Genomic DNA, 22,190 nt, shown 5'->3' with positions numbered 1-22,190 from the left:
TGTCCTTCCCCCTCAGGTGGGCGCGCGGTCGCGCTCGATGCGCCAGCCGCTCTTTTGCAGCGCGAGGGCGAGCGCGTCCGCGAGCGTGGCACGCGTGTGGATGCCCTGCAGGTCGATGCCCAGGTGCACGATGGTCTGCGCGATCTGCGGCCGGATGCCGCTCACGATGCAGTCGGCGCCCATGAGCCGGATGGCGGCCACCGTCTTGAGCAGGTGCTGGGCTACCAGCGTGTCCACGGTGGGCACGCCGGTGATGTCGATGATGGCGATGTCGGATCCGGTATCCACGATGCGCTGCAGCAGTGTTTCCATCACCACCTGGGTGCGGTTGCTGTCGAGCGTGCCGATCATCGGCACGGCGAGCACGCCATCCCAGAGCTTGACCACCGGGGTCGAGAGTTCCAGCAGTTCTTCCTGCTGGCGGCGGATGATGTCCTCGCGCGCCTGCTGGAAGGTGTTGACCGTGTGCTGCGCCATGCGGTCCACCAGGGCGGTGGTGTTCCACAGCGCGGACTGCAGGGCGGTGGTGTCCTGCGATGTCGCCTGCAGCTGGGTGAACAGGGCCTTCTTGAGCGCCAGCACGAACAGGCTGGTGTCGCCGGCGGTCTCGCCGCGGGCGGCCCGGGAGCGCGACAGGGACTCCAGCACGCCGTCGAGCGTGTGCCATGCGCTGCCCGCCTGCGGGTGGCCGGCGGGCGGCGGCGCGCTCTGCAGCGCAGTGCGCAGCGCCTGCAGGATGTCCCGCGCATCGGAGACGGCGCCAGCGGAATGCAGGGCGTCGCCCTGGGCCGCCTCGGCCAGCCATTCCTGGAGGATGGCCTCTTCCTTGCGATCCAGGATGGCCGCGAGGGCCTCGTACTGCAGAGTCATGGCCAAGGCCGCTTTCGCTCGATGTTGTAGATGTGTCAAATTCTAAGGGCGGGGGCATGTCCGTCCGGGGGGCAGGGGCGGCTTTTACGGAACTCTCCGACACGGCCAGCCCATGGCGCCGCACGCTTGTGGTGTGCAGGGAACAGCCGGCGCACCGGGCCGGGGATTTGCGGACCGCATCCGTGTCCGGGAAGCCGTTCCAGGCAGGGTTTCCCCGGAGGGAGCCCTGGTCTCCTTCTTGCATGGAGCCCGGCGGCTCGACCGCCCGGCCTTGCCGCCCGCCATGCAGCCGGATGCGTGCGCGTTAACCCTGTATAGACAGCATGGGCAGGGGGCAAGAATGGGCGGGCAGTCGATTTCCCAGGTGCATTCAATTCACGAGGAGCAGGACGATGGGCAGAACGGTATCGAGTGGTGTGTCGCGGCTCGCCGCCGCGGCAGGCATGGTCGGGCTGGCAATGGCCGCCCAGGCCCAGGAGACGAAGATCGCGCTGGGCATGTCCGGCTGGACCGGCTTCGCGCCGCTGACCCTGGCCGACAAGGCCGGCATCTTCAGGAAGAATGGCCTGGACGTGGAACTGAAGATGATTCCGCAGAAGGACCGCCACCTCGCCCTGGCATCCAAGGCCATCCAGTGCGCCGCCACCACGGTGGAGACGCACGTCGCCTGGAACACCAACGGCGTGCCCATCGTTCAGATCTTCCAGATGGACAAGTCCTACGGCGCCGACGGTATCGCGGTGCGCAACGACGTGAAGAGCTTCGCCGACCTCAAGGGCAAGACCGTCGCCGTGAGCGCGCCAGGCACCGCGCCGTACTTCGGCCTGGCCTGGATGCTGTCCAAGAACGGCATGACGCTGAAAGACGTGAAGACCGTGTCGCTGGAGCCGCAGCCGGCCGCGCAGGCCTTCGTGTCGGGCCAGAACGACGCCGCGATGACCTACGAGCCGTACCTGTCCACCATCCGCGCCAACCCGCAGGCGGGCAGGATCCTCGCCACCACCATCGGCTACCCCATGGTGATGGACACCGTGGGCTGCGCGCCCGAGTGGCTCAAGGCGAACCCCAAGGCCGCGCAGGCGCTCACGCAGTCGTATTTCGATGCGCTGGAGATGATCAAGGCCGACCCGGCCAGGTCCAACGAGATCATGGGCGCCGCCGTCAAGCAGACGGGCGAGGCCTTCGCCAAGTCTTCGGCCTACCTGCGCTGGCAGGACAAGGCCGCCAACCAGAAGTTCTTCGCAGGCGAGCTGCAGCAGTTCATGAAGGATGCCGGCGCGATCCTGCTGGAGGCGGGCGTCGTGCGCAAGCAGCCGGACAACTTCGCCGCCATGTTCGACGACAGCTTCATCAAGTGATGCGTTCGCCGCCACTGCCCACGTTCTTAGCCAGGAGAGCCCAGCGATGAGCCGAGTGACGGGCGCCATGCCCGCTGATCCCCAACCCGGCGCTCCTGCCGCACCGGCATCCGCGGCCGTGCATGCCGCGCCGCGCCGCCGCCTGCGCCCGCTGGAGCCGGTGGCCCCGCGCACGCGCTGGCTGCTGGGCGCGGCCTTCTTCGCGCTCTTCGTGGCCGTGTGGTCGGTGGCCACGCTGGGCGGCTACGTGTCGCCCACCTTCCTGGCCAGCCCGATCACCATGGTGCGGGAGGGCTGGCTGCTGTTCACGCAGTTCGGCTTCCTGCACGACATCGGCATGACGGTGTGGCGCGTGCTGGGCGGCTTCGTCCTGGCCGCGCTGGTGGCCGTGCCGCTGGGCATCGCCATGGGCGCGCACAAGGGGGTGGAGGCGTTCCTGGAGCCCTTCGTGTCCTTCTGCCGCTACCTGCCGGCATCGGCCTTCATTCCCCTGCTCATCCTCTGGGCCGGACTGGGCGAACTGCAGAAGCTGCTGGTGATCTTCATCGGTTCCGTATTCCAGATCATCCTGATGGTGGCCGTGATCGTGGGCAACGCCCGCAAGGACCTGGTCGAGGCCGCCTACACGCTGGGCGCCACGCCCACGGGCATCGTGCGCCGCGTGCTCATTCCGGGCGCCGCGCCGGACATCGCCGAGACGCTGCGGCTGGTGCTCGGCTGGGCCTGGACCTACGTGATCGTGGCCGAGCTGATCGGCTCGTCGTCCGGCATCGGCCACATGATCACCGACAGCCAGGCGCTGCTGAACACCGGGCAGATCATCTTCGGCATCATCGTGATCGGCCTGATCGGCCTGGTGTCCGATTTCCTCTTCAAGGCGCTCAACCGCCGCCTCTTCGCCTGGAGCGCCATCTGAAATGAAACGACACCCCCCTGAGGCCCTGCGGTCCTTCGCCCCGCTCTCGCCTTGCTGCGCAAGGCGGGCAGGGGGACGCAGCCCTCGCAGCGGGGCGGCCCTTGCTCGGCTGCCCGCGCGCGGGTCGCGCCAGTTGCGTGGACTGTGGGTGGCGCATTGTGTTACGGAGAACCGAGATGAGTGAGTTGCATATCCAGGGCGTGTCGCGCACCTTCACCTCGGCCAGGGTGCCGGCCACGCAGGCGCTGCTGCCGGTCGATTTCCATGTGGCCGACAACGACTTCGTCACCATCCTGGGCCCTTCGGGCTGCGGCAAATCGACCATGCTGCGCATCGTGGCGGGGCTGGACCAGCCCACCAGCGGCCGGGTGCTGCTGGACGGCCGGCCGGTCGAAGGCCCGGGCGCCGACCGGGGCATGGTGTTCCAGAGCTACACGCTGTTTCCCTGGCTCACCATCGAGCAGAACATCCGTTTCGGCCTGCGGGAGAGGGGCATGCCCGAGCCGCAGCAGAAGGAGCGGGCGGCCTATTTCATCGCCAAGGTGGGGCTGCGCGGCTTCGAACAGCACCATCCCAGGCAGCTCTCGGGCGGCATGCAGCAGCGCACCGCCATTGCCCGCGCGCTGGCCAACGATCCGAAGATACTGCTCATGGACGAACCCTTCGGCGCGCTCGACAACCAGACCCGCGTGCTGATGCAGGAGCTGCTGCTGGGCATCTGGGAGGCCGAGCGCAAGACCGTGATGTTCGTCACCCACGACATCGACGAGGCCATCTTCATGGCGAGCCGCGTGGCCGTGTTCAGCGCGCGGCCGGGGCGCATCAAGACGGAGGTCGCGGTGGATCTGCCGCATCCGCGGCACTACACGCTCAAGACCTCGCCGGAGTTCATGGAACTCAAGGCGCGGCTGACCGAGGAAATCCGGGCCGAATCCACGGCGGCCGAGGCGCATTGATGGGTGGCCGGCCATCGCGCGATGCGCTGCTAGAGTCCCGCGCATGAAGACGACCGCCCGCAAGCGCCCCTCCCGACCCGCCGGCCCGCCGGCCGCCGCCGAACCGGCGCTCGCCCTCTACCAGCAGATCAAGGACCACATCGTGCGCAGGATCCAGGACGGATCGTGGCGCGCGGGCGACCGGCTTCCGTCGGAGAGCGAACTGGTGCAGCAGTTCGGCATGTCGCGCATGACCGTGAACCGCGCGCTGCGCGAGCTGGCGGAGCAGGGCCGCATCGTGCGCGTGGCCGGCGTGGGCAGCTTCGTGGCGGAGGACAAGCCGCAGTCCACGCTGCTGCAGATCGCCAACCTCGCCAGCGAGATCCGGCAGCGCGGCCACGATTACCGCTGCGACGTGCTCGCGGTGGAGCGTGTCTCCGCGCCGCTGGACATCGCGGCCGCGCTGGACCTGCGCACGGGCGAGTCGGTCTTCCACGCGGTCTGCGTGCACCGCGAGGACGGCGTGCCGGTGCAACTGGAAGACCGCTACGTGAACCCGCGCGCGGTGCCGCAGTTCGGCGCGCAGGACTTCACGCGGCTGCAGCCGTCCGAGTACCTGGTGCGCAATGTGCCGTTCGACCAGATGGAGCACGTGGTGGATGCCGTGCTGCCCACGCCCGAGCAGGCGCGCCTGCTGGACATGGCGGGAGGCGACCCGTGCCTGCTGCTCACGCGCCGGACCTGGACGCGGGGCATGCCGGTCACGCTGGTGCGCTGCCTGCACCCGGGCTCGCGCTACCGGCTCGGCAGCCGCATCCGGGCCGACGGCCATCCGCTCGTCGGGTGAGACACGTGAAAACCAACCTGTATATACAAGCTGGTGATTCCGTGGTTCAATGCGCCCGCCGCCGGGAAAAACCGTCGGCCCAGTTGTAGATTGACTTGTATATACAGGAAAAGCCATGAGCGCCATGCCCACCCTCGTACTGCACCCCGGCCGGGTCACCCTGGCCGAACTGCGCGCCATCGCCGCCGGCGGCCAGCGGCTGGCACTGGATGCCTCCGCCCTGGCCGGCATGCGGGCTTCCCAGGCGACGGTGGACCGCATCGCCCTGGAAGAACAGGTGGTCTATGGCATCAACACCGGCTTCGGCAAGCTCGCCAGCACGAAGATCGCGCACGACCGGCTGGCCGAGCTGCAGCGCAACCTGGTGCTCTCGCACAGCGTGGGCACGGGCGATCCGCTGCCGGACGGCGTGGTGCGCATGGTGTTGGCCACCAAAGCCGTGAGCCTGGCGCGCGGCCATTCGGGCGTGCGCCCGGCCCTGGTCGATGCGCTGCTGGCGCTGGCCAATGCCGACGTGCTGCCGGTGATTCCCACCAAGGGCTCGGTGGGGGCTTCGGGCGATCTCGCGCCCCTGGCGCACCTGGCCTGCGTGCTGATCGGCGAGGGCGCGGCCCAGGTCGGTGGCCGGATCGTCACCGGCCGCGAGGCCATGGCCGCCGTGGGGCTGGAGCCGTTCGTGCTGGGTCCCAAGGAAGGCCTGGCCCTGCTCAATGGCACGCAGGTGTCCACCGCGCTGGCGCTGGCGGGACTGTTCGCGGCCGAGAACGTGTTCGCCGCCGGCCTGGTGTCGGGCTGCCTCACGCTGGAGGCCATCAAGGGCTCGGTCAAGCCCTTCGACGCGCGCATCCACGAAGCGCGCGGGCAGGCCGGCCAGATCGCCGTCGCCGCCGCCGTGCGCGCGCTGCTGGAAGGCAGCGCCATCGATCCCTCCCACCCGGACTGCGGCCGCGTGCAGGACCCGTATTCCATCCGCTGCGTGCCTCAGGTCATGGGCGCCTGCCTGGACAACCTTTCGCATGCCGCCCGCGTGCTGCAGATCGAGGCCAATGCCGCGTCGGACAACCCGCTGGTATTCACGGACACGGGCGAGGTGATCTCCGGCGGCAACTTCCATGCCGAACCGGTCGCCTTCGCGGCGGACATCATCGCTCTGGCGCTGTCGGAGATCGGCGCCATCTCGGAGCGCCGCCTCGCGCTGCTGCTCGACACGGGCCTGTCGGGCCTGCCGGCCTTCCTGATCCGGGACAGCGGCGTCAACTCCGGCTTCATGATCGCCCAGGTCACGGCCGCGGCCCTGGCCGCCGAGAACCAGTGCCTGGCCCACCCCAGCAGCGTGACCAGCCTGCCCACCTCGGCCAACCAGGAAGACCACGTCTCCATGGCCACCTACGCCGCGCGGCGCCTGCTGGACATGGCGCGCAACACGGCGGTGATCGTGGGCATCGAGGCCATGGCCGCCGCGCAGGGCATGGAGTTCGACCGCAGCCTGGAATCATCCCCGCTGATCGAGGCGCAGTTCGCCGCCATCCGCGGGCGCGTGGCCTTCCTGGAGCAGGACCGCTACCTCGCGCCCGACATCGAGGCCATGCGCCTGTGGGCCAGCACCTCGGCGTGGCCCGCGCCGCTCGCGGCCTGCCTGCCCAGCTTCCAGTAATCCCGGTCCGTACACGAACGCCCAAGGAGCGATGCCATGAACGCCAACGACGCCATCCTGTCCGCTGCCACCCACGCAGACCCCCGCCACGATCCCGCGCGCGTGGTCCGCGCCCCGCGGGGCAGCCAGCTGCACTGCAAGAACTGGCTCGCCGAGGCCGCCTACCGCATGCTCCAGAACAACCTGGATCCGGACGTGGCCGAGAACCCGCAATCGCTGGTGGTGTACGGCGGCATCGGCCGCGCGGCGCGCAACTGGGAGTGCTTCGACCAGATCCTGTCGTCGCTCCAGACCCTGGAGGCTGACGAATCCCTGCTGATCCAGTCCGGCAAGCCCGTGGGCGTGTTCAAGACGCACGAGAACGCACCGCGCGTGCTGCTCGCCAACTCCAACCTGGTGCCGAAGTGGGGCAACTGGGAACACTTCAACGAACTGGATCGCAAGGGCCTCTTCATGTACAGCCAGATGACGGCCGGCAGCTGGATCTACATCGGCGCACAGGGCATCGTGCAGGGCACGTTCGAGACCTTCGTCGAGGCCGGCCGCCAGCACTACGGCAACGACCTCTCGGGCAGGTGGATCCTGACGGCGGGCCTGGGCGGCATGGGCGGCGCGCAGCCGCTGGCGGGCGTATTGGCGGGGGCCTGCGTGCTGGCCGTCGAATGCAAGCAGTCCAGCATCGACTTTCGCCTGCGCACGCGCTACGTGGACAAGCAGGCGAGGGACATCGACGATGCGCTGGCGCTCATCGCGCACCACACGGCCCGGGGCGAGGCGGTGTCGATCGCGCTGCTGGGCAACGCCGCCGAGGTGCTGCCCGAACTGGCCAGGCGCGCAAAGGCGGGCGGCCCCCGGCCCGACATCGTGACCGACCAGACCTCGGCCCACGACCTCATCAACGGCTACCTGCCCGTGGGATGGACCGTGGAGCAATGGCAGGCCGCCGCCGCCGACCCGGCGCAGCATGCCCGCCTGAAGCAGGCCGCCGCCCAGGGCTGCGCCGTCCACGTGCAGGCCATGCTCGACTTCCAGGCCATGGGCATTCCCACGGTGGACTACGGCAACAACATCCGCCAGGTGGCCTTCGACCAGGGCGTGAAGAACGCCTTCGATTTCCCCGGCTTCGTGCCGGCCTACATCCGCCCGCTGTTCTGCGAAGGCAAAGGCCCGTTCCGCTGGGTGGCGCTCTCGGGCGATCCGGAAGACATCTACAAGACCGACGCCAAGATCAAGGAGCTGTTCCCCGAGAACAAGCACACCCACCGCTGGCTCGACATGGCCCGCGAGCGCATCGCCTTCCAGGGCCTGCCCGCGCGCATCTGCTGGCTGGGCCTGGGCGAGCGCCACAAGGCGGCGCTGGCCTTCAACGAGATGGTGAAAAGCGGCGAGCTGAAGGCGCCCATCGTCATCGGCCGCGACCACCTGGACACCGGCTCCGTCGCCAGCCCCAACCGCGAAACCGAGGCGATGAAGGACGGCACCGACGCGGTGAGCGACTGGCCGCTGCTCAACGCGCTGCTCAACACCGCGGGCGGCGCCACGTGGGTGAGCCTGCACCATGGCGGCGGCGTGGGCATGGGCTATTCGCAGCATGCGGGCGTGGTGATCGTGGCCGATGGAACGCCGGAAGCCGCGGCCCGCCTGGAGCGCGTGCTCTGGAACGATCCGGCCAGTGGCGTCATGCGGCATGCGGACGCTGGCTACGACATAGCCATCGCCACGGCGAAGAAGCACCAGCTGCACCTGCCGATGGTGAAGTGATGCTGCGCGCCGCCGCCACTGCCGCGATCGCCCGGCGCGTGTCCGAATGTGTGACCGACGAACTCGTGGCCGATTTCGCACGCCACGGTGCAGTGTGCCTGCGCGGCCTGCTCACGCCCGACGAGGTGGCGCTGCTGGAGGGCGGCATCGACGCCAACCTGGCCTCTCCCAGCCCGCGCGCCAAGATCGCCAGCCGCGCGGACGACCCGGGCCGCTTCTTCGAGGACTTCTGCAACTGGCAGGACATTCCCGCGTTCGGCCGCTTCATCGCCGAGACGCCCGTGGCCCTCGCCGCGCAGCGGCTCATGCGCTCGCGCGGCGTGCGCCTCTACCACGACCACGTGCTGGTCAAGGAGCCGGGCACGCGCCAGCGCACGCCGTGGCACCAGGACCAGCCCTACTACAACATCGACGGCATGCAGAACATCAGCTGCTGGATCCCGGTGGATCCGGTGCCGCGTGCCAGCACGCTGGAGTTCGTGGCCGGCTCGCACCGAGGGCCGTGGCTCATGCCGCGCAGCTTCATGGACCACCAGGCGAAGTGGTTCCCCGAGGGCAGCCTGCAGGACCTGCCCGACGTGGAGGCCCGACGTGCGGCCTTCGACATCCTGGGCTGGGACATCGAGCCCGGCGACGTGGTGTGCTTCCACATGCTCACCCTGCACGCGGCCGGCGGCTTCGAGGGGCCGGGCCGGCGGCGGGTGTTCTCCGTGCGGTTCCTGGGCGACGACGTGCGCCATGCGCCGCGCGCCTGGACCACCTCGCCGGAGTTCCCCGGCCTGGCCGGCGAACTCCCTGCCGGCGCGCCCATGGCCCATCCGCTCTTCCCGCTGCTGGCGGGCGAGGGCGCCTGACGCCATGGCATTGCAGCGCTTCGACCTGGCCGCCATCGCGCCGACCCCGTGGAGGAACGGCGGCGGCGCCACGCGCGAGATCGTCTGCTGGCCTCCAGGCGCCGGCATGGACGGCTTCGGCTGGCGCGTGAGCGCGGCCACCATCGACCGCGCGGGCCCGTTCTCGGCCTACCCGGGCATACAGCGGCAGATCATGCTGCTCGACGGCGAAGGCGTGCACCTGAGCGCGAGCGGCATCGACCACCGGCTCGACGAGCCCTGGCGCCCCTGGTCGTTCGACGGGGCTGCCGCACTCGACTGCACGCCCATCGGCGGAGCCTCCACGGATTTCAATCTCATGCTGCGCCGCGGGGCATGGCAGGGCACCATCGAAGTCGTGTCGGGCAGCGTGCGGCCGGGCTCCACGCCCGCCGGTGTCTGCCTGGTGCTCGCCGGCACGTGGAGCGACGGTGCCGGCGACTACAGGCCGGGCCATGGACTGTGGTGGGGCGAACAGGCAGGCCAGCCGCTGCAGCTCGCTCCCGAGGATGCCGGCAGGGCCGTGCTGGCCTGGATCGGCCTGGCGCCGGACGCCGGAGCGGCCCCCGCGCCGGCCCTGCAGCACTCTTGATGGAACGGAGCGCCGCGCGCTCCAGAGGGAATCCCATGCAGCCTACACCTTTTTCTTCCCTGTCCAGCGCCGACGGCTGCTGGACCGGCCTGCGGCTGGCGCAAGGCCTTTTCATCCCTGACGTGGCCGTGCCCGACGGTGCCCTGTCCTGCGTCGTGGTGCAGGGCGGCACCGTGCGCTGGGTCGGACCCGTGGCCGCCGTGCCGCCGGCCTTCGCCGCGCTGCCCCGCCATGCGGGTGGGGGCGCCCTGGCCACGCCCGGCCTTGTGGATTGCCACACCCACCTCGTCTATGGCGGCCACCGCGCCAACGAATTCGCCATGCGGCTGGCCGGAGCCAGCTACGAAGAGGTCGCCCGGGCCGGCGGAGGCATCGTCTCCTCCGTGAAAGCCACGCGCGCCGCTTCGGAAGACGAACTGTTCGCGCAGGCCCTGCCGCGGCTTCAGGCGCTGCTGGACGAGGGCGTGTGCGCCATCGAGATCAAATCCGGCTACGGCCTGGCGCTGGAGCCCGAGCGCAAGCAGCTGCGCGCCGCGCGGCGGCTGGGCGAGGCCTGCGGCGTCACCGTGCGCACCACCTTCCTGGGCGCGCATGCGCTGCCACCGGAATACGCCGGCCGCAGCCAGGACTACATCGATCTGGTCTGCCGCGAGATGCTTCCCGCGCTGGCCGAAGAAGGCCTGGTGGACGCGGTGGACGTGTTCTGCGAGCGCATCGCCTTCAGCCTGGCCGAGACCGAGCAGGTCTTCCAGGCCGCCCAGGCGCTGGGCCTGCCCGTCAAGCTGCATGCCGAGCAGCTCTCCGACATGGATGGCGCCCGGCTCGCTGCGCGCTATGGCGCGCTGTCGTGCGACCACATCGAGCACCTGTCCGCCGAAGGCATCGCCGCGATGAAGGCAGCCGGCACGGTGGCCGTGCTGCTGCCCGGCGCCTACTACACATTGCGCGACACCCACCTGCCGCCCATCCAGGCGCTGCGCGAGGCGGGCGTGCCCATGGCCGTCTCCACCGACCACAACCCCGGCACCTCGCCCGCCCTGAGCCTGCGGCTCATGGCCAACATGGCCTGCACGCTGTTCCGGCTGACGGTGCCCGAGGCCCTGGCCGGCATCACCACCCATGCCGCGCGCGCCCTGGGCCTGCAGGACACGCACGGCCTCATCGCCGCCGGCCGGCCGGCCGAATTCGTGCTCTGGCCCTTCGCCGAAGCGGCCGAGCTGGCCTACTGGTTCGGCCACCAGCCGCCGCAGGCAATCGTCCGGCAGGGCAGGGTGGTGCAGCGATGACCGGCCAGACTTTCCACTCCGGCGGCGGCGCGCTCTTCGCCGCACGGGCGCTGCTGCCCGGCGGCTGGGCAAGGGACGTGCTGCTGCGCTGGAACGAACACGGGCGCATCACCCACGTACAGCCGGACAGTGCCCCGCCGCCCGCCGTGGCGCGCGCACCCGGTCCGCTGCTGCCGGGCCTGCCCAACCTGCATTCCCACGCGTTCCAGCGCGCCTTCGCCGGCCTGACCGAATTCCGCGCGGCCAGCGACGACTCCTTCTGGAGCTGGCGCGACCTCATGTACCGCTTCGCCGCGCGCATGTCGCCCGAGGCGCTGGAGGCGATCGCCACCTGGCTCTATGTGGAGATGCTGGAGGCCGGCTACACGGCGGTGTGCGAGTTCCATTACCTGCACCATGCCGGGGACGGCCGCCCCTATGCCGACGACGCCGAGATGTCGCTCGCGCTGCTGCGCGCAGCACGGCGTGCCGGCATCGGCATCACCCTGCTGCCGGTGCTCTACCAGGCCAGCGGCTTCGGCGGCCAGCCGCCCCGCGAGGGCCAGCGGCGCTTCCTGCACCGTACCGACGGCATGCTCGCGCTGCTCGAACGCCTCGCGCCCGTGGTGCGCGCGCAGGGCGGCGTGCTGGGCCTCGCACCGCATTCCCTGCGCGCCGTGCCGCCCGACAGCCTGAACGCGGCACTGCAGGGCCTGGACGCCATCGTTCCCGCCGCGCCGGTGCACATCCACATCGCCGAGCAGACGCAGGAGGTGCATGACTGCATCGCCTGGAGCGGCCAGCGGCCCGTGGAGTGGCTGCTGGACCATGCGCCCGTCGATGCGCGCTGGTGCCTCGTCCACGCCACGCACCTGAGCGATGCGGAGGCCGCACGCGCGGCCCGGTCCGGTGCCGTGGCGGGGCTGTGCCCGACGACCGAGGCCAACCTGGGCGACGGCATCTTCGACCTGCCGCGCTGGCGGGCGGCCGGCGGGGCCTGGGGCCTGGGCTCCGACAGCCATGCCTGCGTGAACGCGGCCGAAGAGCTGATGCTGCTCGAATACGGCCAGCGGCTGGCCCTGCGCCGCCGCAACGTGCTGGGCACCGAAGCGCAACCGCAGGTCGCCACCGCCATGCTGCTGCAGGCCGTGCAGGGCGGCGCGCAGGCCGCCGGCCGTCTGCCGTCGCCCGGCGCGCGGGCGGGCCTCGCGCCGGGCGCTCCGGCCGATTTCGTCGCGCTGGATCCGGAGCACATCGCGTTGCGCGGCCTGCCGGCCGAGAGCCAGCTCGCCGCCCATGTCTTCGCCAGCCACCGCACATCGGCGCTCGATGCCGTCTGGACGGCCGGCGTGCAGCGCGTCGCCGGGGGCCGCCATGCCCTGCACGAAGAGAGCGCGGCCGCCTTCGCCGGGGTACGCTCCGGGCTGCTGCAATACTGAAACTGTCTTGTCACGAGAACGCCCATGAACGACGCACCGGCCACGCCGCTCTTCCATTTCCATGCAGGCACCGCGCCGTTGCTGGTATCCATGCCGCACGCCGGTACCCACGTGCCGCCGGAGATCGCCGGCCGCCTGACGGAAGAGGCCCGGCAGGTGCCGGACACCGACTGGCACCTGGAGCGCCTCTATGCCTTCGCACGCGGCCTGGGCGCCTCGCTGCTCATCGCCACGCATTCGCGCTACGTGGTGGACCTGAACCGCCCGCCCGACGGCAGCAGCCTGTACCCGGGCCAGAGCGTGACCGGGCTGTGCCCGGTGGACACCTTCGACGACACCCCGCTCTACGCCGATCCGGCCCAGGCTCCCGCCGCCGCGGAGATCGAGGCGCGCCGCCGCCGCTACTGGGATCCGTACCACGCGCAGCTGTGTGCAGAGATCGATCGCATCCGCGCGCAGCATGGGGTGGCGGTGCTCTGGGACGCGCACTCCATCCGCTCCGTGCTGCCGCGCTTCTTCGATGGCCGGCTGCCCGACCTCAACCTCGGCACGGCCGACGGCGCCAGTTGCGATCCGGCGCTCGCGCGCGAACTGCTCGCCATCGGCATGGCCGCGCCCGGCTACAGCGCCGTGCTCGACGGCCGCTTCAAGGGCGGCTACATCACGCGGCACTACGGCGACCCCGGCCGCAACGTGCATGCCGTGCAGCTCGAGATGACACAGGCCAGCTACATGCAGGAGGCCCTGCCGTTCGACTACCTGCCCGATACCGCCATGGGCGTGCAGCCCCACCTGCGCCGCATGCTGCAGGCCTGCCTGGACTTCGCCGCAGAGCGCGCGGCGGCCTGAGCGATGTCCACATCGCATGATTCACCGCTGATACCGGCCCTCGCCATCCTGGGATCCGTGACTTTCCTCGGGATCGGCACGTCCTGGGCCAAGCATTCCCTGTTCCCGCTGGTCGGTGCCCAGGGCACCACGGCCCTGCGCGTGGGCTTCTCGGCCCTGTTGCTGCTGCTCCTGTGGCGTCCCTGGCGGCGGCCGCTCGCACGGGCCGATGCGGCACGCATCGCCGCCTACGGCGCCTGGGCGCGATGAACCTCTGCTTCTACCTGTCGCTGCAGACCATTCCCTTCGGCGTGGCCGTGGCGATCGAGTTCTCCGGCCCGCTGGCGGTGGCGCTGCTGTCGTCCCGCCGTCCACTGGATTTCATCTGGGTGGTCCTGGCGGTCGCGGGGCTGGGCCTGCTGCTGCCCTGGCAGCAGAATGCCGGAATGCTCGACCTCCGGGGCGTGATCTTCGCGCTGGCGGCCGCCGTGTTCTGGGCGGGCTACATCCTGTTCGGCAAGCGCCTGGGACACCTGCACGCCGGGCATTCCGTGCCCCTCGGGCTGGCCGCGGCATCGCTGGTCGTGGTGCCCGTGGGCATCGGGCATGCCGGGGCCGGCCTGCTGGCACCGGGCGTGCTGCTCACCGGCATCGGCGTGGCCGCATTGTCCAGCGCCGTGCCGATCATGCTGGAAATGGTGGCGCTCAAGCGCCTGCCCCAGCAGGCCTTCGGCATCATGATCAGCATGGAGCCCGCCGTCGCCGCACTGCTGGCACTGGTACTGCTCGGCGAGTACCTGAGTCCGGCCCAGTGGCTGGCCATCGGCATGATCGTCGCAGCCTCCATGGGATGCGCCTTCACCGCACCGCGCCGGTCCCCGCAGCCGCCGCCCGTGCCGCCCGCGGATGCGGGCGCGGCCTCGCGCGGCTGACCGGTCCGCCCCTGACAACCCGGGGGGCCGGCGCCACGAAAAAGGGCGGCCCGCCGGCCGCCCTTCGCATGCACCGGCCGGGCCTTCAGGCTGCGGCGTCGATGCGCAACTGCACGGCGTTGTTCAGATACACCGGCGTCACGCGGTAGCCCGGCACGGACACTGCATCGAAGGCCCCGCTGAGGCCGCCATGGCGCAGCACGGTGATCGTCGAACCCACGGCGGGGCGCACGCCCTGGGCGAAGTTCACCTCGAGCGTGCCGGCCAGTGCCGCCGGGCCGTTCACGGTCAGCGTGCCCGCCGTGCCGCTGGCGGAAGCCATCTGCAGCGACAGCGTGCCGCCCGGACGCTGGGTGTAGGAGCCGTTCACCGCCACTTCGCCGGAAACCGTGGTGCGCAGCGTGCCGCCGCCCACATACACCGCGCCATTGCCCAGCGCCGAACCGCTGCCTGCCTGCAGGGTGCCTGCCGCCAGCTCGATGCCGCCCGTGAAGCTGTTGTTGCCGGCGAGCACCAGCGTGCCGCTGCCGAGCTTCGTCAGCTTGCCGGCCCCGGCGATGTCATTGCGCCACGTGTCGAGCGCGCTGAAGCCGCCCTGGGCAGCGTCCATGGTCACCGCCACATCGCCGTCGAAGCGGCCATAGCCGTCGGCGGCGGCGAACAGGTTCAGGCGGCCCCAGCCTTCCGCGTCGTCCATGACGGGGTAGCCCGACGGCACGGCCGTGGTCTTGAGCACCACCCGGCGCTGCATGGCGTCCAGGTAAGGCAGGCGGGTCTCCAGCAGCACTTCCGCCCCCTTCGGCACCACGGCCGGGCGCGAAGCGTCGCCGATCTGCGGGAAGCCGAAGGTCATGCGCCGCAGGTACTCGGAGCGGTTCGTCGCATAGTCCGCGAAACGGTCCGTGGCGGATGGCTGCGAATGCGCGAACTGCCACAGTTCGGCAGGCGTCCTGGCACCCGCGGCGGCCATCAGCGCGCTGCGCGCCTGCTGGAAGGCCGCCGCCTTGCGGGCCGCGTTCGCGCCGGTCGCGATGCTCGCGGTGGCCACGGCCTGGCCGTGCATGCGGCCGCTGATCACATCCAGGGGAGAGTGCATGCCGGCCAGGATGCGGCTCTCGCCCAGCTCCAGGCCGCGCGCGACCATCTCCTGGAAGCGCTCCGGCACCAGATAGGCCATGGCGATCGAACTGCGCACGGCCTCCGCGGTGTGGCCGCTGGTGAAGCCGCCGTCCGTGGTCGGCGTGGCGCTGCGCGCCGGGAGCAGGGCGGGCACCACCTGCACGGCGCTGCTCCAGCGCCAGGGCCGCGCGTACTTGTAGAAGCGCTTGGCGGGCTCCGTGGAGCCGTTCTCGCCGATGCCGCCGACGAAATCCACCGCCGTGCCGAAAGCGGCGTTGGCGCTGCCGCCCACGCCCGTGTTGTTGCCGCCGTCGTTGTACACCACGGTGGTCGCATCGGCCGGGATCGCGGTGATGGTCGTCGTCTGCTGCGCGGCGGCGCGCCACGCGGCCGTCAGCGGCCCCAAGCCGTCGCTCACGCTGTAGGCCTTGCCGCGGCGGTCATCCAGGTAGGCCAGGAGTTCCTGGGCGGGCGTGCGGCGGCCCGTGGCATCCACGACGTACTGGATGTTGCGCGCATGCACCTGGGCATTGAGCACCGTCCCGTCGGTCGCATCGCCGGGAATGCCGCTCCAGGTGGAGGGCGCGACGGCCGGGAAGGCACCGTTCGCGGCGGCGCTCACACCCGCGTCCACCCGCAGCGTGGAAGGCTTCCAGATCGAGAGGAAGCCCGACAGCACCCGCACGCCGGCATTGGTTTCGAGCGTGGCGTAGCGCGCATCGCCGCGCTGGTTGGTGGCCGCGTTGTCCACGAAAGGCGGCACGGCCGCTTCGTTGGGGACGGGGGCGGTGTCCGCCATGCCCAGGCCCTGCGGCGGGGCGGGAACGGCACTGGTGCCGGAGCCGCCGCCACCGCAGGCAGAGAGCGCGAACGCAGCGGCAAGCGCCAGGATCAGGGGACGGCGGGAGAGGGAGATCGTCATGGTATGGGTGGAAAACGGGCCAACGGAGCCTTGGCGGCCCCAGACAAAACGGGCTCCTCCGGGAGCCCGCAGCGGCGCACTGTAGAGTGCTGCCATGACCGTTGCATGACGGTGCCGCACCGCAATGTCCCGGCGGTGCCGTGGAAATTGTTTCAACTTGTGCGCATTTCGGCCGCGAGCGCGCTAGCATCCGCACCATGGATGTCGCGCCGACTGCTTCCCTGCCTTCCCTCGCACTCCCTGCGGAGCGGCCGCAGGGGTGGGCCGAGCTTTTCCATATGCCGGTCTTCCATCCCGGCACCAAGGTGCGGTTCGGCGAACGCTGGGAAACCGTCAGCCACATCACCATCCGCCGCCACGACCTGTGCGTCCATCTCGTGGGGCACGATGCCCCTGTGGCTCCCCAGAGGCTGGTACTCCAGCCCACCGTGTTCGCCACCTGCCGCATGCCCTGATCCGCAATAGTCCAGGGCGGTGGAGGGCGCTCCCGTCAGGCCGCAGGCAACAGGCCCATGGGCTCGCCCAGCCGCACGGCGCGCGCGGGCTCCCAGGTTTCGGTGAAGCGCAGCGCCCCGGGCTCGAAAAGCAGCACCACCGTCGAGCCCAGCATGAACCGGCCCATTTCCTGCCCCTTGCGCAGAAGCACTTCCGGCCCGTCTTCATAACTCCATTGGCGCAGGCCTGCCGTGCGCGGCGGATTGACCGTGCCGTGCCAGACGGTGGCCATGCTGCCCACGATGGTGGCTCCCACCAGCACCAGCGCCATCGAGCCCAGCGGCGTGTCGAACAGGCAGACCACCCGTTCGTTGCGTGCGAACAGTCCCGGCACGCCACGGGCGGTGAGCGGATTCACCGAAAACAGGGCCCCCGGCACATAGACCATGCGGCGCAGCCGGCCGTCGCAGGGCATGTGGATGCGGTGGTAGTCGCGCGGGCTCAGGTAAATGGTGGCGAAGCTGCCGTTGTCGAATTTCGATGCCTCCCGCGCGTCGCCGCCCAGCAGTGCCGTGGTCGAGTAGCGGTGGCCCTTGGCCTGGAATATCTGGTCTTTCTCGATGCGGCCGAACTGGCTCACCGCACCATCCACCGGGCAGACGGCGGGGGCATCGGCGATGGGGCGCGCGCCGGCACGCAGGGCGCGCGTGAAGAAATCGTTGAAGGTGGCGTAGCTGCCGATGTCCGGATTCTCGGCCTCGGACATGTCCACGCGGTAGCGGGCCACGAAGCGGCGGATCGCGGCCGTCGTGCGCGCGCCCGCGCGCGCAGAGGCGAAGCGGCCGGCCAGCGAGGTGAGAGCCCGCTTGGGCAGCAGGTATTGCGGAAGAACGGCGAGGCGGTCTGGCACGGAGGCTCCTGCGGCGAAAGGGCCGGCCATTCTAGGCCCTGTCCACCGGCCGGATGCCAGTATCCTTCCGCAAGGCGCTGCCGGCGCGGCATGCTCCATTCCTTGCGGGGGCGTTACTGCCGGGCAGGAGACCGCGGCGGCCCAGGCCTTTTATTTCCTGCCAGGCCCCCCACCTGTGGACAGTGGCCGGGATGGCGCGGTTCCGGCGAGGGCGGGGGAGCCGCCTTCCTGCTGCCGGAATGCCCGCCGCCGCGTTTGGGCAACGCCACGCGGGCCCTGCGCATCGCGCGGTACAATTGACAGGTTTTGCGCCGGGGGCCGCTCAGGCTACACGCGCCGAAAAACGATAATCGGCGGCGACGGCCGCTTCCCATGCTCCGCCGTGCGGCGTTCATTCTGGCACTCCTGCTCAGGCCTAGACGTAACGAAGCGCTTGCGTTTGCATCGCCACCCGGCAGCCCGCGCCTGGATTTCCCGTCTGTTATGCATGCCCGGAACCTGCTGTCGTACCGGTCCGGATTTTTAATTTCTAGTTGAACCATGGCTAAAGAAGAACTCATCGAAATGCAGGGCTCCGTGACGGAAGTGCTGCCGGATTCGCGGTTTCGTGTCACGCTGGACAACGGGCATCAACTGATCGCCTATACCGGCGGCAAAATGCGCAAGCACCACATCCGCATCCTGGCGGGCGACAAGGTGTCTCTGGAAATGTCGCCCTACGACCTGACCAAGGGCCGCATCACCTTCCGCCATCTGCCTGGCCGCGGCCCGGGCCCGTCGTCTTCCGGATCCCGTTGAGCTTTTCCGCGGGGCAGCGGTTTCCCCGCGTGCAAATAATCTTCTGGAATCGGCTTGCCAGCCAGGAATGGGCTTCCAGGCGGGTTAGAATGCCAGTTGTCGGAGCGTAGCGCAGCCTGGTAGCGCATCTGCTTTGGGAGCAGAGGGTCGCGAGTTCGAATCCCGCCGCTCCGACCATTGATATCAAGGGGTTAGGTCCAAAAGGCCTAGCCCCTTTTGTCTTACAGAATCGCACCTGTCTAACGGGCATGCCCAGTCAGCGTGTCGCCGAGGTCTTGATCGCGCTCTTGTGGCGCACGTAGTCGGCGGTCTGCGCCTGGGTCGAGTGAGCGCCCATCCGCTGCGCCTCCACAATTCCCCGTTGAGCGTCTACGTCCGTCAGCGCCTTGGCGCGCAGGTCCCGGAATTGGGTGTCCGGGATGCCGGCGCGTGCAAGGCCTCGCTTCCAGGCCGTGCTGGCGCCCGAGTAGGTGTACCGCGAGCCATCCTGCTTGCAGAAGACGTGCTGGCCGTTGATATGCCCGAACGCTCGCAGCCTGGCCACCAGCCGCTCGAGGCGTGGCGTCCAGCCGATCATGACCGCCACGCCTGTGCTGGCCAGCGTCTTGCCGGGCTGAAACAGGATGCCGGCCTTGCCGATCTCTGACCACTCCATCGACAGCAGATCGCTCGCGCGCTGGCCCGTCAGGTAGGCCATCTCGACCAGGCAACAGATCATCGGGCCCGAGGGTGTCCGCTTGCCGTCCTTGCCGTAGCAGATCCCGACCTTGATGCGCCTCAGCTCCGAGTCGGTGATGTACCGGCGCCGCGGCGGGGTCTTCATCACACGCAGGCTGTCCACAGGGTTGGTCCCCGGCTCGCGGAAGCCGCGCTCCTCCGCGTACCGCATCAGCTCCCGGATCATGCTTCGGTGAGCGTTGTGCGACCGGGGCTTGTCGCGGAACTCCTGCAAGAACTCGACAATATGCGGCGCCCTGATCTGGGGCGCCCGGAACTCGGCGAAGGCCCGAGCGATGTTCCGGGTCTGGTAGGCGTCGTTGGCCTGGGTCTTCTTCGTCCGCCGACTGCTCACGTCCCGGAGCCAGTCCTGGATGAGCCGCGGCATCGAGTCGTCCAGAACGTCGCGCGCTTCGACGTCCGCAAGCGCCCTGTACATGGCCGGCAGGCCGTCGCGCACGGCCGACAGCCGCGTCCAAATCCGCTTCGAGCCCTCGGCCTTGACGTGGTAGTAGGCGCCGTGCTTTTCCTGCACCCGCTTGGGCAGGTCTCGTCGCTTGCTCATACGGCCTGGAGCCTCCGCACGACGGGGCCGCGCGCGGCCGCAGTGGGCGCCCGGGCTGCCGCGCAGACGGCATCATAGTGGGCGCGCTCCAGGATCACGTCGCCGGTGGTTGGCGAGCGGCGGGCGCGGAAAAATCCCTGACGGCGCAGCTCGGCCAGTTGGTCCGCCGCGCGCTTGTACCCGGTGATGTTGGCCAGCTCGTCCTGGCTCAGCGTAATGGACATGTGACCTCCTGAAAATGAAAAGCCCGCCGAGGTGGCGGGCGGGTTGGCTGGGGAATTCCCTGTTGTACTGTTGAGCCGTCTTCTTTCCAATGGACCTGGGAGCTGTTTCCCGAGGAGAAGAAAAGATGGCAGATGACCTGAGAAACCGCGGTCCACAGGACCGGAGCCGTATCAATGTGAACGAACCGTGGGAAGTGACTTACTGGACCAAGGAGTTCGGGTGTTCCGAAGCACAGCTTCGAGCCGCTGTGAAAGCAGTAGGAGTCATGGTGGCTGACGTGCGGCGCCACCTCGGCAAATAGGCCGACACGCGTTTGATCCCGGGTGCCTCTCCGGAGCGGCGGATCAGGGGGCCTGGTTCGCTGCGCTGGCCCGGGCCGCCGCGCGCTGGTTGACCTGGCGCACGCAGTCCGCGCAAACGCTGTGGGCCCGGAAGGGGCGGGCGCCCTCGGCGGGCTTTTCCCTGTCGCAGACCATGCACCGGATCTGCGCGAGGTCAGCGAAGGTGAGGCGAGGGCGGCCCTTTGTGGGGCTCTTCACGCGCCGCCTTCCTGCCGCGCGCGGGCGGCGTCGATGTAGTCCAGGTGAGGATCGCGAAGACGCCATTGGTGTCCGCACTCGCAATGGCCGTGCGAACTGAGATCGCTGTGCATCGAGCACTCATATGGGCCCGCGGTTTGCCGGCCATCCACGAAAGTACGGGAGGTGTGCACCGCCACCTGGGTAGTGATCTCGAAGGTGCCGCCCTTGCATTTGGGGCAGCGGTTGGTTATGCGCAGCGTCATACCGGACCACCTTTTTCCGCGTCCTCTGCCTCCTGAGCGCGGGCGGCGTCGATCCCGGGCCGCATGTTCGTTTTCCCGAACACGGCGAGATGCCAATTCGCGAGGGCGGCGGCCGTGGTGATGATGTGGTGCTCTGCCTTCTCGGCATTACCCGCCGCGTGGGCGTGGAGCGCCTTCCCCGCCAGGTAGCCAACCAGCCAGAACCAGTCCGCGGGGGTCTTGCCTTCGTCGTGCTCGCTAGGCCAGCGCTGGCGTTGGTGCTCTGCCTCGGTGCTGACGGCGCGGAGAAAGTCATCTGCCTGCGGCGTGTTGATGATCGCGTTGAGGCGGTCAACCTCTGCGCGCAGTTCTGCCTCCTGAGCGGGGGCAGCGGCACCCCAGCCCTGCGCGATGAGCCATGCCAACAATTCCTCCAGGGCTCCAAAGCACATCTCTGCGTCGGAGCCATCCCCGTCCTGGAAGCCCCCGAACTGCGACGTTGCGATGTCCCGGGCTTTCATGGTGGGCGGCATTGGCATCTTGCCGAGGTTGACGTGCTCGCCGCTTGCACGAACGCCCACCACGTCCACGGTGTCCGCATCCGTTGGCGCTGCCCCTGCGGTGGGCGCCGGGACGGATCCATCTGCGCCCAGGCGGACCATCCAGGAACGGGCGAGCAGATCACCAGCGCCAGGTGCTGCCGCGGCGTTGGGTGCGGCGGGCGTCTGGGGCGCTGCGGCGAGCGCTGCTCTGGCTGCACGTCGGGCGTCGTCGAGCGCTTCGAGGGCCTCTTGCTGCCCTGAGTCGATCATCGACAGGTACTGCTCTTGGGTGCGCAGGGCGCAGAGGTCGTCATTGGCGCGCTCAAGCTGCTCCAACACTGCGCGCACTGCTCCCGCATCCTCCTGGGGGCGCGGAGCAGAGCAGCGGCGGCGGACCTCCATGGCGAGGCGCCGGAAGGCGTCGAAATCCACGCCGTAGGACATGGTGGTCTCGAACGCGCTACGGGCGAGGTCTTCTGCCTCGGATTCATCCAGGACGGGCTCGGCCTCCTGGGCGGCCGCCCGGGGATGCGTTACCGGTAGGTCGGCATTCACGAGGAAGTGAGTTCGGTGTCCGCATTCCGGGCACGCCATCGTCATCGAGCCCATCTGGCCACATCCAGGGCAGAGGTCTTCGGTGGGCGATGGACCATGCCAGTCGCAGTGCGTGCATGCCGATGTGTTGGTCGCGTCGTTGATGCCGATGTGGTCGCACACGCTGCACTGGCGCACTTCCGCGTACACGGTGCCTGCGGCCTCCTTGGCGGCCGGGGCTGCGGTGGCGAGGGCATGCTGGCGGCGCAGCTCTGCGGCGATCTGTCTGCGTTCGATGTTGGTGATGTACCCATCGCTATTCACGATCGCGGCCAGGCGCAGGGCCTCGGATTGTGCCGCCCCGCTGGCGGCCGTGGTGTTGGTGTCCATG

Annotated in this window: 22 protein-coding genes, 1 tRNA gene and 1 pseudogene; 16 read left to right on the top strand and 8 right to left on the bottom strand. The window is 69.6% G+C overall.

From position 1 onward, the window contains the following. Positions 1–12: 12 nt before the first annotated feature. Complete coding sequence (locus BLR99_RS03050; RefSeq protein ID WP_074686857.1) at positions 13–870, bottom strand: STAS domain-containing protein; 858 nt, start codon at positions 868–870, stop codon at positions 13–15. Positions 871–1,262: 392 nt separating this feature from the next. Between BLR99_RS03050 and BLR99_RS03045 the strand changes: the two genes are divergently transcribed. The 12 genes and pseudogenes from BLR99_RS03045 to BLR99_RS02990 all read left to right on the top strand — a co-directional run bounded on the left by BLR99_RS03045 (position 1,263) and on the right by BLR99_RS02990 (position 14,269). Beyond that, positions 1,263–2,228, top strand: coding sequence for an ABC transporter substrate-binding protein (locus BLR99_RS03045; protein ID WP_074686821.1), 966 nt, complete (start codon positions 1,263–1,265; stop codon positions 2,226–2,228). A 46-nt stretch (positions 2,229–2,274) separates the two neighbouring features. After that, a complete protein-coding gene (locus BLR99_RS03040) occupies positions 2,275–3,144 on the top strand; it encodes an ABC transporter permease (protein ID WP_011796046.1) in 870 nt (289 codons plus the stop codon). A gap of 176 nt (positions 3,145–3,320) precedes the next feature. Then, positions 3,321–4,100, top strand: coding sequence for an ABC transporter ATP-binding protein (locus tag BLR99_RS03035; protein ID WP_011796045.1), 780 nt, complete (start codon positions 3,321–3,323; stop codon positions 4,098–4,100). 43 nt (positions 4,101–4,143) lie between these two features. Beyond that, the gene (hutC, locus tag BLR99_RS03030; protein ID WP_011796044.1) at positions 4,144–4,926 is read left to right on the top strand and encodes a histidine utilization transcriptional repressor HutC; all 783 of its coding nucleotides are present in this window, start codon (positions 4,144–4,146) and stop codon (positions 4,924–4,926) included. Positions 4,927–5,041: 115 nt separating this feature from the next. Continuing rightward, on the top strand, positions 5,042–6,580 hold the full coding sequence (gene hutH / locus BLR99_RS03025) for a histidine ammonia-lyase (protein ID WP_046059500.1): 1,539 nt from the start codon (positions 5,042–5,044) through the stop codon (positions 6,578–6,580). A gap of 36 nt (positions 6,581–6,616) precedes the next feature. Next, the gene (hutU, locus tag BLR99_RS03020; RefSeq protein ID WP_017438440.1) at positions 6,617–8,341 is read left to right on the top strand and encodes a urocanate hydratase; all 1,725 of its coding nucleotides are present in this window, start codon (positions 6,617–6,619) and stop codon (positions 8,339–8,341) included. Beyond that, entirely contained in the window at positions 8,341–9,195 is an 855-nt protein-coding gene (locus BLR99_RS03015) for a phytanoyl-CoA dioxygenase family protein (protein ID WP_011796041.1), read from the top strand. Before hutU ends, BLR99_RS03015 begins: the two co-directional genes overlap by 1 nt. A gap of 4 nt (positions 9,196–9,199) precedes the next feature. Further along, positions 9,200–9,805 (top strand): HutD/Ves family protein, encoded by a 606-nt coding sequence (locus BLR99_RS03010; protein WP_017438439.1) that lies wholly within the window; start codon positions 9,200–9,202, stop codon positions 9,803–9,805. A gap of 35 nt (positions 9,806–9,840) precedes the next feature. After that, positions 9,841–11,091: an imidazolonepropionase gene (gene hutI, locus BLR99_RS03005; RefSeq protein WP_074686819.1), complete on the top strand. Its 1,251-nt coding sequence runs from the start codon at positions 9,841–9,843 to the stop codon at positions 11,089–11,091. Next, complete coding sequence (locus BLR99_RS03000) at positions 11,088–12,509, top strand: formimidoylglutamate deiminase (RefSeq protein WP_074686817.1); 1,422 nt, start codon at positions 11,088–11,090, stop codon at positions 12,507–12,509. Before hutI ends, BLR99_RS03000 begins: the two co-directional genes overlap by 4 nt. Positions 12,510–12,533: 24 nt before the next feature. Continuing rightward, positions 12,534–13,358 carry an N-formylglutamate deformylase gene (gene hutG / locus BLR99_RS02995; RefSeq protein WP_046059496.1) on the top strand — a complete coding sequence of 275 codons (825 nt, stop codon included), beginning with the start codon at positions 12,534–12,536 and terminating at the stop codon, positions 13,356–13,358. 3 nt (positions 13,359–13,361) lie between these two features. Further along, a pseudogene (locus BLR99_RS02990) lies at positions 13,362–14,269 on the top strand (EamA family transporter). Between the two features lie 85 nt (positions 14,270–14,354). On the opposite strand, the gene BLR99_RS02985 reads toward BLR99_RS02990, so the two are convergent. Then, the gene (locus tag BLR99_RS02985) at positions 14,355–16,310 is read right to left on the bottom strand and encodes a phosphatase PAP2 family protein (protein WP_046059494.1); all 1,956 of its coding nucleotides are present in this window, start codon (positions 16,308–16,310) and stop codon (positions 14,355–14,357) included. Positions 16,311–16,588: 278 nt separating this feature from the next. Here BLR99_RS02985 and BLR99_RS02980 point away from each other — a divergent pair, with 278 nt between their 5' ends. Further along, entirely contained in the window at positions 16,589–16,765 is a 177-nt protein-coding gene (locus BLR99_RS02980; protein ID WP_233423717.1) for a hypothetical protein, read from the top strand. A gap of 35 nt (positions 16,766–16,800) precedes the next feature. Here BLR99_RS02980 and asd read toward each other — a convergent pair whose 3' ends face one another. Beyond that, complete coding sequence (gene asd / locus BLR99_RS02975) at positions 16,801–17,655, bottom strand: archaetidylserine decarboxylase (protein WP_041828046.1); 855 nt, start codon at positions 17,653–17,655, stop codon at positions 16,801–16,803. A 540-nt stretch (positions 17,656–18,195) separates the two neighbouring features. Here asd and infA point away from each other — a divergent pair. Continuing rightward, positions 18,196–18,453 carry a translation initiation factor IF-1 gene (gene infA, locus BLR99_RS02970; RefSeq protein ID WP_011796032.1) on the top strand — a complete coding sequence of 86 codons (258 nt, stop codon included), beginning with the start codon at positions 18,196–18,198 and terminating at the stop codon, positions 18,451–18,453. Between the two features lie 100 nt (positions 18,454–18,553). Continuing rightward, positions 18,554–18,630, top strand: a tRNA-Pro gene (locus BLR99_RS02965). 79 nt (positions 18,631–18,709) lie between these two features. On the opposite strand, the gene BLR99_RS02960 is transcribed toward BLR99_RS02965, so the two are convergent. After that, on the bottom strand, positions 18,710–19,735 hold the full coding sequence (locus BLR99_RS02960) for a tyrosine-type recombinase/integrase (RefSeq protein ID WP_046059493.1): 1,026 nt from the start codon (positions 19,733–19,735) through the stop codon (positions 18,710–18,712). Continuing rightward, on the bottom strand, positions 19,732–19,959 hold the full coding sequence (locus tag BLR99_RS02955; protein ID WP_046059492.1) for a DUF4224 domain-containing protein: 228 nt from the start codon (positions 19,957–19,959) through the stop codon (positions 19,732–19,734). Before BLR99_RS02955 ends, BLR99_RS02960 begins: the two co-directional genes overlap by 4 nt. 89 nt (positions 19,960–20,048) lie before the next feature. Here BLR99_RS02955 and BLR99_RS02950 point away from each other — a divergent pair, with 89 nt between their 5' ends. Next, positions 20,049–20,261, top strand: a complete 213-nt coding sequence (locus tag BLR99_RS02950; RefSeq protein WP_434799968.1) for a DUF3606 domain-containing protein — start codon at positions 20,049–20,051, stop codon at positions 20,259–20,261. A gap of 43 nt (positions 20,262–20,304) precedes the next feature. Here BLR99_RS02950 and BLR99_RS02945 read toward each other — a convergent pair whose 3' ends face one another. Genes BLR99_RS02945 through BLR99_RS23230 form a run of 3 tightly spaced genes read right to left on the bottom strand, consistent with a single transcriptional unit; the run spans position 20,305 to position 22,189 of the window. Further along, positions 20,305–20,499, bottom strand: coding sequence for a hypothetical protein (locus BLR99_RS02945; RefSeq protein WP_046059491.1), 195 nt, complete (start codon positions 20,497–20,499; stop codon positions 20,305–20,307). Further along, entirely contained in the window at positions 20,496–20,744 is a 249-nt protein-coding gene (locus BLR99_RS22400) for a hypothetical protein (protein ID WP_139160130.1), read from the bottom strand. The genes BLR99_RS02945 and BLR99_RS22400 overlap by 4 nt, the downstream gene beginning before the upstream one ends. Next, positions 20,741–22,189, bottom strand: a complete 1,449-nt coding sequence (locus BLR99_RS23230; RefSeq protein ID WP_211481573.1) for a zinc ribbon domain-containing protein — start codon at positions 22,187–22,189, stop codon at positions 20,741–20,743. Before BLR99_RS23230 ends, BLR99_RS22400 begins: the two co-directional genes overlap by 4 nt. Position 22,190 lies beyond the last annotated feature (1 nt).

Source organism: Paracidovorax citrulli, assembly GCF_900100305.1.
GTDB lineage: Bacteria > Pseudomonadota > Gammaproteobacteria > Burkholderiales > Burkholderiaceae_C > Paracidovorax > Paracidovorax citrulli.
The sequence above is the reverse complement of the archived record's forward strand: the minus strand, read 5'-3'. Positions and strand labels throughout refer to the sequence as shown.